Source organism: Streptomyces sp. NPDC041940 (assembly GCF_055589465.1).
In genome coordinates, this window is the sequence record NZ_JBVJBP010000002.1 from 360,759 (window position 1) to 375,514 (window position 14,756).

The following is a 14,756-nucleotide window of genomic DNA, read 5'->3' on the forward strand; positions in this document are numbered from 1 at the left end:
GTGGTCCTTAGTGTTCGCCGGGAGGGAGACGCTGCGAGGTCCGAGTCCGTGCCACCGTCCGGGAGCGAGGTGTGGAGCGCGTGCACGCGAGGGGACGTCCCAGAGGGACGCGATGGCTGCGGGCGTTCGCCGTACTGCCGTTGCTGGCGTCGGTGCTCGCCGCTTGTGGCGGTGACGAGGACTCCGGCAGGCCCACCCTCAACTGGTACAACTTCCCGGACGACTCCGGTGCGCTCCAGAAGGCGGCCGACCGGTGCGGCCAGGCCTCGGGCGGCCGCTACCGGATCAGCTACAACAAGCTTCCGCGCGCCGCGGACGGCCAGCGCCAGCAGATGGTCCGCAGGCTCGCCGCCGAGGACGACTCGCTCGACATCCTGGGCCTGGACGTCACCTGGGCGGCGGAGTTCGCCGAGGCGCGCTGGATCCGGGAATGGACGGGGTCGGCGAAGCGGCAGGCCGTCGAGGGCACCCTGCGCGTGCCGCTGCAGACCTCGACCTGGAAGGGCAAGCTGTACGCCGTCCCGTACAACACCAACACCCAACTCCTGTGGTACCGCAAGGACCTGGTGCCCACCCCGCCCAGGACCTGGGCCGAGATGCTGGACATGGCCGAGGCCCTCGCCCGGCAGGGCAAGCCGCACTTCGTGGAGATCCAGGGCGCCCAGTACGAGGGCCTGACCGTCTGGTTCAACTCACTGATCAACAGCGCGGGCGGCTCCATCCTCAACGCGAGCGCGACCGAGCCCTCCCTCGGTCCTCCCGCCGTGCGGGCCGCCGGGATCATGCGCGATCTGGCGAGGTCCCCGGCCGCGGACCCCTCCCTGCCCAACCAGATGGAGGACCAGAACCGCCTCGCCATGGAGGCGGGGGTGGCGGCGTTCGAGATCAACTACCCGTTCGTCTATCCGTCGATGAAGGCGAACAACCCCGGGCTGTTCAAGAACTTCCGCTGGGCGCCGTACCCCCGGGTCGACGCGAACCGCCCGGCACGGCCCACCATCGGCGGCATCGACCTGGCGGTGAGCGCCTACTCGCGCTACCCCGACCTGGCCTTCGAGGCGGCGCTGTGCCTGCGCAACCGGGAGAACCAGCTCACCGCCGCGCTCGAGGGCGGCCTGCCGCCCACGCTGCGCACCCTCTACGACGAGCCCGCGTTCATGAAGGAGTACCCCTTCTCCAAGGACGTGCTGGCCGCCCTGGAGTCGGCGAGCGTCCGCCCGATCACCCCGGTCTACCAGAACGTGTCGATCGCGGTCTCCCACACGCTGTCTCCGCCGTCCGCGATCAAACCGGCGAGCTCCGTCGACACGATCAGGGAGCAGATCGACGATGCCCTGCGATCCGAGGGTGTGATCCCGTGAACCAGCACGCACCGGAGGCGCCGGACCGGGCGGCACTCTCGGCGGGCGCCAGGCAGGAGCGCCGGCTCGGCTGGCTGCTCTGCGCGCCCGCCGTCGTCGTCATGATCGCTGTGACCGCCTACCCCATCGGATACGCCGTCTATCTGTCCCTCCAGCGGTACGACCTGCGCTTTCCCGGACGGGCGGACTTCGTGGGCCTGAGCAACTACGGGGCGGTGCTGTCCTCCCCGTTCTGGTGGGACGCCTTCTGGGTCACGCTGTTCATCACCTCCGTGTCAGTGGCGATCGAGCTGGTCTTCGGAATGGGGCTCGCCCTGGTGATGCACCGCACGATCTTCTGGCGCGGCGTCGTCCGCACGTCGGTCCTCATCCCGTACGGGATCGTCACCGTGGTCGCCGCTTTCTCCTGGCAGTACGCCTGGACCCCGGACCTCGGATACCTCGCCGGGTTGCTGCCCAGCGGAGAGGCTCCGCTGACCGAGCAGTGGCCCGCCCTCTGGCTGATCATCCTGGCCGAGGTGTGGAAGACGACGCCGTTCATGGCCCTGCTGCTGCTCGCGGGCCTCGCGCTGGTCCCCGAGGAGACGCTGAGGGCGGCCATGGTGGACGGCGCCACCGCCTGGCAGCGCTTCACCAAGATCATGCTGCCGCTGATGAAGCCGGCCATCCTGGTGGCACTGCTCTTCCGCACCCTGGACGCGTTCCGGATCTTCGACAACATCTACATCCTCACCGCGGGCGCCCAGGGGACCGGCTCGCTGTCGATCCTCGGGTACGACAACCTGTTCACCGCGCTCAACCTGGGCATCGGGTCGGCGATCTCGGTCCTGATCTTCATCTGCGTCGGGATCATCGCCTTCACCTTCGTCAAACTGTTCGGCACCGCCGCACCCGGCGCGGAGGTGAAGCGCTGATGGCCGCCGTGGGAAAGACACATACCGCCCGATGGGGTGTCCTCAACGTGGTGGTGGTGCTGTACGCCCTGTTCCCGGTGTGGTGGATCGCCGCGCTGTCGTTCAAGGACCCCGGCACCCTCACGGACGGCGACTACATCCCCAGGGACTGGACCTGGGAGAACTACCGGGGCATCTTCGAGACGGCCGAGTTCACCCGTGCGCTGATCAACTCGATCGGCATCGCCCTGATCGCCACGGTGATCGCGGTGGCACTGGGCACCATGGCCGCCTACGCGGTGGCCCGGCTGCGGTTCCCCGGCAAGCGGGTGCTCATCGGCATGTCCCTGCTGATCGCCATGTTCCCGCCGATCTCCCTGGTGTCACCGCTGTTCAACATCGAGCGGATCATCGGGATCTTCGACACCTGGATCGGGCTGATCATCCCGTACATGACCTTCTCGCTGCCGCTCGCGATCTACACCCTGTCGGCGTTCTTCCGGGAGATCCCCTGGGATCTGGAGAAGGCCGCCAAGGTCGACGGGGCGACGCCCGCGCAGGCCTTTCGGCTGGTCATCGCGCCACTGGCCGCGCCCGGCGTGTTCACCACGGCCATTCTCGTCTTCATCTTCTGCTGGAACGACTTCCTGTTCGCGATCTCGCTGACGTCCACCGAGTCCGCGCGCACCGTGCCGGCCGCGATCGCGTTCTTCACCGGGAGTTCCCAGTTCCAGCAGCCCACCGGGTCGATCGCCGCCGCCGCTGTGGTCATCACCATCCCGATCATCGTTTTCGTCCTGCTCTTCCAGCGGCGGATCGTCGCCGGACTGACCTCCGGGGCAGTCAAGGGCTGAACGGGGAAGGCAAGGAGGCACCACCCATGGCCGAGATCATCCTCGAGGGAGTCACCAAGCGCTTTCCCGACGGGTCCCTCGCCGTGAAGGACGTGGACCTCGACATCGCCGACGGCGAGTTCGTGATCCTGGTCGGTCCGTCCGGCTGCGGCAAGTCCACCACCCTGAACATGATCGCCGGACTCGAGGACATCACCGAGGGCACCCTGCGCATCGGAGGCCGAGTCGTCAACGACCTGGCTCCCAAGGAACGCGACGTCGCCATGGTGTTCCAGAGCTACGCCCTGTACCCGCACATGAACGTCCGGGAGAACATGGGCTTCCCGCTGCGCCTGGCCAAGGTGGACAAGGCCACCATCGACGCCAAGGTCACTCAAGCCGCCCGCGTTCTCGATCTGACCGACCACCTGGACCGCAAGCCCGCCAACCTCTCGGGCGGGCAGCGCCAGCGGGTGGCCATGGGGCGGGCGATCGTCCGTGATCCCAAGGCGTTCCTGATGGACGAGCCGCTGTCCAACCTGGACGCCAAACTCCGGGTACAGATGCGCACCCAGATCTCCCGGCTGCAGCGGAGCCTCGGCACGACCACCGTGTACGTCACCCACGACCAGACCGAGGCGATGACGCTGGGCGACCGCGTCGTGGTCATGCGACAGGGCCTGGTCCAGCAGATCGGCACACCGGCCGAGCTGTACGACCTGCCGCGCAACATCTTCGTCGCGGGCTTCATCGGCTCCCCGGCGATGAACTTCCTGAACGCCACTCTGGAGGGCGGTGCCCTGCGCTCGCCCCTGGGCGACCTGACTCTCGACGACGGTACGAGGCAGTCGCTGGAACGCCAGAACGCGCCCCGCGAGGTCATCGTCGGGCTGCGGCCGGAGGCGTTCGAGGACGTGGCCCTGTCCCATGACCGGGACCGGAGGGGCCCCGTCTTCACCGCCACCGTGGAGGTACTGGAGTCGCTGGGCTCCGATGCGTATGTCTACTTCGCCGCGGAGGGCGGGCCCGCGAAGACCGCCGAGCTGGAGGAGCTCGCCAGGGAGTCGGGCCTGCGCGACACCGGCGCCGACACCAGTCACCTCGTGGCCCGCCTGGACGCCGCCACGCGGGCCCGCGAGGGAGAGCCGGTGGAGCTGCGCGTCGACATGGCCAAGGCCCATGTGTTCGACCCGGCGACCGGAGCCAACCTCACGCATCCGGTGCGGGCGGACTGACCAGGCACCGCCCACCCACCGCCGTGACGTAGGCCACCCCGGTGCATGCGCATCGGGTGTGTTTGCCGTGGCGACGGCTGGAAAGGCGTTCTGTGATCACCGGATGCGACAATCCGGTGGATAGTGACCAGGAAGCAAGAAAGAGGAGGTTCGATGTCCTCGAAGCGACGTCGCAAGAAGAAGGCCCGCCGCAAGAACGGCGCGAACCACGGCAGCCGTCCGCAGTCCTGAGAAAGTCCTGCGGGTACGCCGATGCATCGGGTGGGTGGCACATGCCACCCACCCGATCGCGTTCGCAGGCACGGTACGAGCAGGCTTCGTCAGATCAGCAGCGCCTCGGGCACGCCGTTCCTCCGTACCCACTCCGCCCGGTGCTCCGCCGCCAGGGCCAGCCCCCGGCGCCGGGCCTCGGCCGGTACGGGCAGGCGGCACAGGGCGTCGAGGGTGTTCAGCATCGTCCGGGCGAAGTGCTGCCCCAGCGGCGTGAGGCGGCCGGAGGCCAGCAGGACCTCCGTGGCCTCCCGGGCGCCCGCACGCCAGCGGACGAACTGGGCCTCGGCCCGGGCGAGTTCCCCGGGGTCCCGCTCCACGTCCCGGCGGCGGTTCCAGAAGTCCGTCACGCCCAGATGCGCGTACGCCCCGTGGAACAGTCCGAGCAGCGGCCGGGGGTCCGGGCGCCAGGGCGCGTAGTAGCGCTCCTCACCGCCCGGCTCGAACAGGTCGAACAGGTGCAGCACGGCCGCGAACTTGCTGTGCTGCAGCTCATGGGCCATGGACAGGGCGAGACCCCGCCCGGTGCGCGGCCGGGACAACGCCATGGAGCCGAACGCCTCCGCGCTGCTGCCGCTGAAGCTGCCGGTGCTGTCGAGGGGGACCAGGGTGCGGGGGCCGGCGGCCAGTTCGGCGTAGGTTCCCGGGTGATGGGACCGGAGTGTGTCGCAGGCCTCCCGCGTCGTGGCCTCCCACCAGCGCAGATCGTCCGCCGCCAGGCCCAGGGGCTGCTCCGGGACGCCAGGGAAGCGCAGCGGGTCGATGTCGTCCAGGAGCAGCGGCGCGCCGGTGTCCAGCACCAGGAGCCGATGTGCTGACTGCCAGCGTCCCGTCGATCCGGATGCCCAGGGGGCCCGCGGCACGTCGACCGGGCCGGGCACGGAACTCCGTCCCGCCACCCCGATCCGGGCCGCTCCGTCGGCACCGACCACCACCTCGGCCTCGTCACCCGGGCCGGCACCCGGGAAGCGGGCGCCGCCGAGCGAGGGCAGGAAGACCCGGTCCGCCCTCAGCGGCCACCGCACCCGTGCGGGCACCCCCGCGCGGACCGCCGCGGCCGCGGCGAGGGCGCTGAGCCGGTGGACCGGAAGCTCGCTCGCCGCACCGGCCTCGCCCTCGACGGCACGGTCAAGACGGGCCAGCAGGCCGATCAGCGCGGTGCCCGCCGACGGGTGCGTCAGGACCGCCGACACCGCCCGGGGACCCGCCCGGTGCGCGGCGGCGAGGAGTTCCCACGCGTGTCCGGCCGTATCGGCCACGCCGCCGCCGAAGTCGCGGGCGGCCCCGGTGACCGCGTGGGCGCAGGCCAGGCGGCGGCTGTACTCGGCGCGGGCGAGCAGTTCCATGGCCTCGGCCCCGCCGCCGCCCGTCGCGACCTCGGTGAAGAGCCTGCCGGGCATACGGAGCGGCACCGGCCTCATGCGGCTTCCGCCGGGCCGCCGCGCAGCCGGTCCAGGTCCCCGGCCAGCCGCTCCCTGACCCGGTCGATCAGGGCGGTCAGCTCGGCGCAGTAGACACTGGGGTTGGCGAACCCGGTGGCCGGGCGGTAGCGGTTGGCGTAGTGGCCGCCCCCGCACACCCGCAGCAGCCGGCAGTCGCGGCACCGCGCGGACAGCCCGTCGGCGCCCCACTGGCGGGCCGCGACGCCCGGGTGGCGCAGCAGCGCGTCGAAGGAGTCGCGCCCGACGTGCAGACCCGTCCGTGCGGCGCCGTGATAGGCGGTGCGCAGCGTGTCGTCCTGGGCGAGGGAGCCGTCCGTCTCCACCACGGCGTACCGCACCGGGGCCAGGCCCAGCGCCTCCGTCTCCGGGGCACCGCCGAGCAGCAGCGCCATCATGTCCTCGAGCAGCCGCACCCGGGTCTCCCGCCGGCTGGCCCCGTACCACCGCTCGAACACCCGCCACAGCCAGTCCGCGTACGGCGTGCCCGGCAGGCCGGGCCGCAGCCCCGGCGGGGGAGTGTGCCAGTTGCCCTGCGGCAGCAGGAAGTCCACCGCCGGCGGCCGGTACGTCAGCAGGTGCTCGTAGCAGCGCACCGGGTCGTTGCGCAGGTCGATGGTGCACAACAGGCCCGCGAACAGCTCGCGGTGCGGCCCGTCTGCCAGCCGGTGCAGGGCGGCGGCGACCCGGGCGTGGCTGCCGCGCCCGTCGGCGCCGCGCCGGTGCCGGTCGTGTGCCGCGCGGTCGCCGTCCAGGCTGACCGAGACCCGGATGCCGTGCGCGGCGCACAGGTCGAGCCAGCGCTCGGTCAGCCGTACGCCGTTGGTCTGCAGCGCGAGGTGCAGCCGTACCCCGGGACCCACGGTGGAGCGCAGGACCGAGGCGGCACGGCCGAGCGCGGCTGCCCCGGCGAGCAGGGGCTCGCCGCCGTGCAGCACCACCCCTGCCTCGCGCACCCGGTGCGCCGCCAGATGCCCGGCGATGCGCTCGGCCGTACGGTCGAGGATGTCCGGCGCCATGACCCGCGGCTGCTCGCGCCAACCCGTGTCGTGCGAGCGGTACATGTAGCAGTAGCGGCAGGCGAGGTCGCAGCGGCTGTGCATCTTCAGCACGAAGGAGTGGAACGGGGCGGGCACCCATCCGGCGGCTTCCCTCGCCACGACGTCGGCCGCGACCGGCCACGGCGGCTCCGCATGGCGCAGTCGATTCATACGTACCCCCCGGTTCGCATGCCGGCCGACCCGGTGTTCACTCGGTCGGCCACGCCATTTGGCCCAGTATTTCGGGGCCGGTGACAGACCGTCAACATCGCAATTCCGTCGTCCCCGCGGCCCCCGCCCGAAAGTAGCCGGTTTCGGGAGCCACCCGGTGGGGACGTCAACACTGGACACGATCCGCGGAGGATGGGCCATGGCAGAGCGCGAGGAAGCGGGTGCCGAGCAGGGCGAGGCCACCCTGGAGTCCGTCGTGCTGGACCTCACCGACGTGCCGCTGGACGACCTCGCCGCGCTGCCGCCCTCGGTGCTCGGGGAGACCCTGCGCCGGCTGCGCACCGGGCGCACGGCGGGAGATCCCTTCGTCACCGGGTTCAGCGAGAGCCAGTGACCGGCGCCGCGTGGCGACGCCGTCGAGCGCGAAACCGCCTGATCAGGGGCAATCCGCCCTATACTGACCGTCCCTGACTGTCGTGCACCACCGTCCAGCACCTGCCGTCCGAAGCGGAGTGGCCATGCCCGACACCCACGCAGCCGACCGCTCGGGACGGTTCGTCCTCTTCTGCTCCACCGCGGAGAACCTCGGCGTCAGCACGACCCTCCGCAACGTCGCCGACCTGCTGGCCGCGAGCAACCGCAGCGTCCTCATCGTGGACGGCCGCGCCACCGGCGCACCGGCGGGCGCACCGGTGCCCGAGCCCGTGCCCGGCCGGATCGCCTCCGTGGCCCGCCCCGACGCGGCCTCCCTCCTCGCCCTCGCCTCGGACCCCGACGCCCTGCGCCACGACCACGTCCTCGTCGAGGCCCCGCTGCCCGACGCGCCCGGCGCACCGCCCGAGGGCAGACTCGGCTCCCTCGCCGACTCGCTGGTCCTCGGCTTCGCCATGACGGCCTGGTCCATCGACGGCGCCGCCGCCCTCGCCGAGCAGCTGAGCGGCGGCCGCGCCGACCGGCCCGTACGACTGCTGGCCCTCGGCCTGAAGAGCAACGTCGAGTCGCACGACAGGCTGCGCGGCGCCCGCGAACGGGTCCGCCGCAAGTTCGGCCCCCTCTCGCGCACCTCCCGCACCTCCGAGGTCGCCTTCCTGGAGATCCCGTACCACCCGCTCTACCTGGACACCCGGCAACTCGCCGTCGAGAGCGAGCCCGAAGGCTCGGTGACCGGGCTGCGCCCCTACTACGAACGGCTCGCCGACTGGCTCCGCAACCGGCGGCCGGTGCCGCTCAGCCGGGTGACCCTCGTCCACTCCCAGCGCCACGCCCCCTGGGCCGCCTGGCTCGAGGACCAGTTCCGGCGCGGCGGCATCCGTACCGAACTGCGCGCCCAGGACGCCTACTCCGGCGACCGTCCGGCCCCCGGTACGGCCCTGCTGTTCCTCTCCCCGGCGGACATGGACCACGCGGCGCTGGCCCAGCTCGCCGCGCTGTCCCACCCCGACGTCCGGATCGTCCTGGCCGACGAGCCCTTCCCGGACGCGGGCGCCGCCCACCACGAGCGCATCGACCTGCGCGGGACCGACGAGGACGAGGCCGTGCGGCGGCTGTACGCCGGGCTCGGCCTCGGCGCCCCGCCCCCGGCGGACGGCCCGCCCGGCGCGCGGTTCCCGCGGCTGCCCGCCGTCACCAACGTCGCCCCCCGCTACAGCGGCTTCGTCGGCAGGGACGACGTCCTCGGCGGTCTCCTGGAGCAACTGCACACCGCCGGCCGGGACCACACCCCGCTCGTCGTGCACGCCGCGAGCGGCTGGGGAAAGAGCGAGACCGTGCGGGAGCTGTGCCACCGCTTCGGCTCCGCCTACGACGTGGTGTGGTGGGTGCGCTCCTGGGAGCTCCCCAGGGTCCGCCGCGGCCTGAACCGGCTCGCCGGCCGGCTGGACCTGGTCACGACCGGAGACGGCGCCTCCCCGGCCCTGTTCGACCACCTCGCCCGCGCCGACACCCAGAGCTGGCTGCTCGTCTACGACGGGGCCGAAGCCCCCGACGGGCTGCGGGAGCTGCTGCCCACGCCCCACGCCCGCGGGCACGTCCTCATCACCAGCCGCGCCGCCCCCGCCACGGACGACATGGCGGCCTTCGCCCTGCCGCCCATGTCGCCCGCCGAATGCCGCGCCGTCCTCGGCGAACGCCTCGCGGAGATCGACGAGGAGCAGGCCCAGCGGGTCGGGCAGGTCCTGGGCTTCGTCCCGCTCGCCGTGCGCATCGCCGCCCTCTGCCTCGCCGAGCGCGCCGCGGCACACCGGCGCGACGACAGCATGGGCGACCGGACCGCGGCCCGCGCCGCCGTCGCACACCTCCTCGCCGAGTACCGCACGGCCCAGGAGACCCTGCTCGAACGGGACGGGGCGGCCCCGCCCGTGACGGTCATGGTGAGCGTCGCCCGGCAGACCGTGCTGCACACCCCGGGCGCCGCCGCCTGGCGCGCCGAGAGCCGCACCAGCGACGCCCTCGGCTGGCTGCTGAACGCGGCCTCGCTGCTCACCGGCCGGGGCATGGGTCTTGAACTGCTGAGGTCGAGACACATCCTCGCGGAGCTGGCCCGCGACGACACCCACGACTTCGGCACGAGCCGCCCCCCGGCCGACACCCGGCTGCCCGACGAGCACATGGTGAGCGTCGCCCTGTGGGCCCTGTCCCGGGTCGGGCTCCTGGAGGTCGACTTCGACCGGCCCGACCAGCCCCTCGGACAGCACCACGCCGTACGGGACGCCGTCCGCGACGGTATGAGACGCGCCGAGCGCGCCCGCATCGAGCAGGTGCTGCGCGGCACCCTCGCCGAGTTCACCCCGGACGAGAACCGCGGCCTGTCCGCCGACTGGGCACGCGAGGTGTACTCGCTGCGCCTGTGGGAGGACGACCGCCCCCGCGTCCGGCGTTCCATGCTGCGCCATCTCAACGCCCTGAGCCAGCGCGGCGAGAGAGCCGACCTGGCCCGGCTGCTCGACATCTCCGAGCGCGCGCGGGAGGCCTGGAGCCCGCGGGGCGACGACCCGTCACCGGAGTATCTTCGCCTGCTCAACCTCACCGCCCGCGCCCACCGTCTCGACGGTGCCTACGAACAGGCCCGCCAGCTCTCCGAACAGGCCCTGCGCGGCCACCGCAGACTGCTCGGACCCCTGCACCCGAGGACGCTGCTGTCCGCCGACTCCCACGGCGCCGTGCTGCGCTCCCTGGGCAGGTTCTCCGACGCGCTCTTCCAGGCCCGGCCGGTGCTGGAGGGCCTGACGCTGCTGCTCGGACCGCGGCACCGCGCGACCGTCCAGGCCGAGCACAACCTCGCGTTCACGGAGGCCCTCAGCGGACGCGCCGCCGACTCGCTGGCCAGGCTCCTCGCCCGGTTCCGCTACCGCCAGGCCGCCGGCGGCGAGGACGACCCGGCCGTCTGGCGCTCCGCAGACCTGCTCGCCTGGGTCTACCGCACACTGGGCCGCGACGCGGAGTCCCAGGACCTGCTGCGGCAGTGGCTGCACCGGCACGGCGACATCGCGACCGGCACCCGGCTGAGCATCGAACTCGGCCTGGCCGTCAGCGAACGGCGCATCACCTACAACTCCGCCCGCCCGCACGAGAGGGTCTACGGCTACGAGAAGGCCCTGGAGCGCGACCGGCGGGTGCTCGCCGAAGCCACCGGCCGGTTCGGCTCCGACCACCTGGACACCCTGCGCTGCCGCTTCAGCCTCGCGGCCGACCTGCACGCGCTCGGCAAGCACGACGAGGCCGAACACGAGGCCCGCCAGTGCGGCCACGCCCTGGAGAACACCCTCGGCACCTGGCACCCCTACGCCGGACTGGCCGGGGTCCGGCACGCGGTGTACCTGCGGGCCACCGGGGCCGTCGAGGAGGCCGAGGTCACCGGCAGGGACGCCCTGCACCTCCTGGAGGACCGGCTCGGCGACAGCCACCCCTGGGTCTCCGCCGCGGAGAACTCCCTCGCGGCCACCCTGGCCGCGGCCGGGCGCGTGGACGAGGCGACCGGACTCGCCGCGGGCGCCCTGCGCCGTTTGCGGGACCTGGACATGGGGCATCGGCCCGATGGCCGGCGGGTGAGCGCGCATCACGCGTGGCTCACCTCCCGCACCACCGCCGGCACGGCACCGGCCAGGGACTTCGACATCGATCTGGAACTGCCCGGCATCTAGGGCCGGACCCAGTGCCGGACCCAGGGCAGGACACCGGCCCGGCGCCCGGCCGGTTCCCCGACGGAAAGGTGAGCGTACGTGGCAGCAGCCCCGCACCCGGAGACCGAGCTCTTCACCGAGTCGCACTGGTTCCCGGAGGGCCACGGCCGCATCACCGGGCTGTGCCAAGGGGCCTTCGCCGGCGCCCCCGCCCTCAGGTCGGTGTCCCACTACAGCAACGGAATCATCGACTTCGTCCTGCGCAGAACCGACTGCGCCCCGCTGGCCGGCCTGGTCACCGTGGGCGGCGAGGACATCGCCGACGAGGCACTGCCCGGCAGCCGGCTCCTGCTGTGCACCCAGGACCTGGGCGCGCTGATGCGGCCCCTGGGCACCGGCGAGCTGATGCGCGTCGTGGTCGCCAACGCACACGGCGGACTGTGGGGCGGCCGCGTCAAACCGGGGGAGTACCTGGCCGCGCTCACCGACACGCCCGGCGGGATGCCCGCCGCCGACGCGGCCATGAACACCCTCGTCTCCACCATCCGCACCCAGGTGCACCACCTGCCCGACGAACTGCCCGGCGGCCTGACGGACCCTCCGGACCCGCTGCCGGAACACAAGGAGAAGCTGCGCATCGACTTCGGGACGGCGGCCGCCGAGCACGAGAATCTGTCCGAGATGCGGCTGCGCGCCCTGTGGGGCGGTCACGTCAACACCATCGACCTGCACTACGCGGCCTTCTACCGGGACTGGAAACTCGTCTGCGCGGGCGACGTCTTCGAGAACGCCGAACTCGGCCCGCGCTTCCTGGAGACCAGCGTGCGCTCACGCCGCACCGGGTACCGCGACCTCGCCCAGAGCCTGCGTGGCCATCTCGCCCGGCTGACCGACGCGCTGCGGCTGGTGGTGCGGCCGCCCGCCGACCGTCTGGTCCTGGACGTCCAGGAGGGCTCCGTGTACGTGACCTGGCTGTCGCCCCGTGACTACGTCCTCGGAGTGACGCTGGACCAGCGGCAGGTCGCCCACGCGGAGAGCCGGCTCCAGCAACTGGCGGGCGCCCTGCGCGAGATCACGGAGCCCGCACCGCACTGACCAGCCCACCCCAGACCTCGTCGGCGAGCGCCTCCACCGCGCGCGCCGCCGTCGGCCGGTGGACCGGACCGGAACCGCCGAGGGACTGCACGGGCAGCACCTCGACCGCCGTCTCGTACTCCCGGCAGACCCGGCGCAGCCCCGCCCACTGCTCCTCGGACCGCACGCCGGACGAGGTGGCACGGAACCAGGCGTCGGCGCCCGCGCGGAACCTCTCCGTGAGCTGCCGGACCAGGGTGGCGCAGCCCAGCGCCGTCAGATCGGCCCGCCCCGCCCGCAGGGGAGGACTCCCGTCCGGGCCCGCGCCGGACGAACGGCCGGCCAGGCGTTCCACGGCCGCGTCGAGGAGCGAGAAGACCTCCTCGAACCGGCCCTCGACCGGCTCCGGCAGTACCGTGCGCGCCGGGCCGGGTGCCGCCGCGACCAGTTCACGCCGGGCCAGATCGCTCACCGTCCGGCGCAGCCGGCCCAGTTGGGAACTGTGCTCCCCGAGCGCACCGCGCAACTCGCTGGTCAGCTCGGCGAGATCGGCCTCCTTGCGGAGTTCCGTGAGCCGGGCGCGCAGCCGGTCAAGGGCCTCGTTCACGGCCCGCTCGAAGTCACCCGGGCGGTACAGCAGGGGCTGCGATCCGAGTGAGCGCGCCAGCCGCTCCCGCATGGTCCGCGACACATGGCCGTTGACCACCAGCAGCACCTCGGCCCGGGCCGGATACAGCGCGCCGCGCAGCGCCCGGACATGCGCGGTGACGCGCTCGTGTTCGTCCGCGACCAGCACCGACGGGGTGACCACGATCGCGATGTAGGCGTTCGGGAAGGGCTCCAGCCAGTACGCCACCACCAGCGGCCCGTCGGCGTCGGGCCCTCGCTCCGGGACCGGATCGACCGAGGCGATGCGCCACTGCCCCAGGGCCAGCGCGTCATGGATCGTGGAGAGCACCTGGTCCTCGGAGACGTTGTCGTGCAGACCGCGCACGGCCCGCAGCACGGTCGAGGGGGTCACCTCCCGGACCGTGCCGCCGCCGTCCTCGCTCAACTGCCAGGCCTGGTGGCAGGTCTTGAGGATCTCCCGGGGCACCCCGCCGGTGAGTTCCTGAAGGATCGCGACCGACTCGGAACCGAAGGGCGCGGGCCACCGCTCGATCGCGCCGGCGCCCTGGGCAGCGCCCGGACGGGCACCCGAACCGACGTACTCGGCGACGAGATCCGCCGTCAGCTCCGCGGTGAAGCGGGTCGGCCACAGCTGCACCACCCGCTCGTGCAGGCTCGGGCGGAACGCGTTGAGCCCGCTGGGCGAGGTGCAGAACACCAGCAGCCCGCCCCGGCTCACATACACGTTGACCAGACGCTCGAAGGCGTCGACGAACGTACGCCGGGAGTCCTCCGGCCAGTCCAGCACCTTCTCCAGCGAGTCGATCAGCAGGACGTACGGCTTGCCGACCCGGCCGTGCAGGAAGCCCTGGACGGCCAGCGCGTCGAAGACCGGGTCGATGCCCGTGACAGCGTCCCTGATGCCGCGTTCCCTCAGCTGCGGGGCGGGCTCGTCACCGGTCAGCCACGCCCAGACCATCGAGGTGAACCGGGGGTCCTGCAGCAGGGCGAACGCGGTGGCGAACCTCCTGTGTTCCGTGACCTCGCCGAGGGTGACCCGCAGATCGGCGTGCATCACCTCGGGGTCGTAGCGCAGGGCGGAGACCACCTTGTCCGGGTCCAGGACGCGGTCGCGCAGCCCGGTGGCGATGTCGTCGAGGGCGATGTCGCCGAGCGGGATGTCGTCCGGCCGGCCCGGCCGGGTGTCGGAACTCTGCTCGCCGACCCGGGCCGCCGTCACATAGGCGTAGTAGTCCCGGACCAGTTCCTCGAACGCGGCCTTGCCCTCCGGGGTGTCCGCCGGGCCGCGCAGCCGGTCGCGGTACATGCGGCCGAAGTCCTGCACCGGTTCGTCGACGATCCACATCGCCGGGCCGTCCGGGCGGGCGAGCTTGTTGCAGACCTCGCGCGCCGCGTGGCTCTTGCCCAGGCCGAACTCTCCCACCACGGCGATCGCCCGGCCGCGCCGGCCGCCCCGGGGCCGGTCCCGGAGGTAGTCGCGCACCAGGTACTCGAGATCCTCGAGGAACTGCGTGGAGACATGGGCGTTGCCCGAGTCCGCGGCCTCGACCGGAGCCTCGCTCAGGTCTGCCGACGGGCCGAGCCGCACGACCGGCACCAAGGGGAAGGGATTGCTGTACCAGGTGTCTGCGCTGCTTGCGGCCACGATGGCACTCCTTGCGGGTCCGGACAGGCTCGGTCGGGGTGGCGTGG

General features: G+C 72.5%; 11 protein-coding genes. 8 read left to right on the forward strand and 3 right to left on the reverse strand.

The annotated features are described in order from the left end of the window. Window positions 1-80: 80 nt before the first annotated feature. From ACZ6I3_RS06330 to ACZ6I3_RS06350, 5 genes are all read left to right on the forward strand, one after another. On the forward strand, window positions 81-1,361 hold the full coding sequence (locus ACZ6I3_RS06330; RefSeq protein WP_469412192.1) for an ABC transporter substrate-binding protein: 1,281 nt from the start codon (window positions 81-83) through the stop codon (window positions 1,359-1,361). Beyond that, the gene (locus ACZ6I3_RS06335) at window positions 1,358-2,275 is read left to right on the forward strand and encodes a carbohydrate ABC transporter permease (RefSeq protein WP_469412194.1); all 918 of its coding nucleotides are present in this window, start codon (window positions 1,358-1,360) and stop codon (window positions 2,273-2,275) included. The genes ACZ6I3_RS06330 and ACZ6I3_RS06335 overlap by 4 nt, the downstream gene beginning before the upstream one ends. Next, window positions 2,275-3,108, forward strand: a complete 834-nt coding sequence (locus ACZ6I3_RS06340) for a carbohydrate ABC transporter permease (RefSeq protein WP_469412196.1) — start codon at window positions 2,275-2,277, stop codon at window positions 3,106-3,108. The genes ACZ6I3_RS06335 and ACZ6I3_RS06340 overlap by 1 nt, the downstream gene beginning before the upstream one ends. A gap of 26 nt (window positions 3,109-3,134) precedes the next feature. Beyond that, window positions 3,135-4,322 carry an ABC transporter ATP-binding protein gene (locus ACZ6I3_RS06345; RefSeq protein ID WP_469412199.1) on the forward strand — a complete coding sequence of 396 codons (1,188 nt, stop codon included), beginning with the start codon at window positions 3,135-3,137 and terminating at the stop codon, window positions 4,320-4,322. 153 nt (window positions 4,323-4,475) lie between these two features. Continuing rightward, a complete protein-coding gene (locus ACZ6I3_RS06350) occupies window positions 4,476-4,553 on the forward strand; it encodes a 50S ribosomal protein bL37 (RefSeq protein WP_370443954.1) in 78 nt (25 codons plus the stop codon). An 89-nt stretch (window positions 4,554-4,642) separates the two neighbouring features. Here ACZ6I3_RS06350 and ACZ6I3_RS06355 read toward each other — a convergent pair whose 3' ends face one another. Together ACZ6I3_RS06355 and ACZ6I3_RS06360 are read right to left on the reverse strand one after the other, a co-directional pair. Beyond that, window positions 4,643-5,992, reverse strand: coding sequence for an HEXXH motif domain-containing protein (locus ACZ6I3_RS06355; protein ID WP_469412200.1), 1,350 nt, complete (start codon window positions 5,990-5,992; stop codon window positions 4,643-4,645). Window positions 5,993-6,009: 17 nt separating this feature from the next. Beyond that, entirely contained in the window at window positions 6,010-7,242 is a 1,233-nt protein-coding gene (locus tag ACZ6I3_RS06360) for an FxsB family cyclophane-forming radical SAM/SPASM peptide maturase (protein WP_469412202.1), read from the reverse strand. A 199-nt stretch (window positions 7,243-7,441) separates the two neighbouring features. On the opposite strand from ACZ6I3_RS06360, the gene fxsA reads away from it, so the two are divergent. The 3 genes from fxsA (at window position 7,442) to ACZ6I3_RS06375 (ending at window position 12,455) form a co-directional block, all read left to right on the forward strand. Then, entirely contained in the window at window positions 7,442-7,636 is a 195-nt protein-coding gene (fxsA, locus tag ACZ6I3_RS06365; RefSeq protein ID WP_469412204.1) for an FxSxx-COOH cyclophane-containing RiPP peptide, read from the forward strand. Window positions 7,637-7,760: 124 nt separating this feature from the next. Next, the gene (fxsT, locus tag ACZ6I3_RS06370; protein WP_469412206.1) at window positions 7,761-11,381 is read left to right on the forward strand and encodes an FxSxx-COOH system tetratricopeptide repeat protein; all 3,621 of its coding nucleotides are present in this window, start codon (window positions 7,761-7,763) and stop codon (window positions 11,379-11,381) included. Between the two features lie 78 nt (window positions 11,382-11,459). Next, on the forward strand, window positions 11,460-12,455 hold the full coding sequence (locus ACZ6I3_RS06375) for a hypothetical protein (RefSeq protein WP_469412208.1): 996 nt from the start codon (window positions 11,460-11,462) through the stop codon (window positions 12,453-12,455). Here the strand turns inward: ACZ6I3_RS06375 and ACZ6I3_RS06380 are convergent. Then, window positions 12,433-14,709 (reverse strand): hypothetical protein, encoded by a 2,277-nt coding sequence (locus ACZ6I3_RS06380; RefSeq protein ID WP_469412209.1) that lies wholly within the window; start codon window positions 14,707-14,709, stop codon window positions 12,433-12,435. The genes ACZ6I3_RS06375 and ACZ6I3_RS06380 overlap by 23 nt on opposite strands. Window positions 14,710-14,756 lie beyond the last annotated feature (47 nt).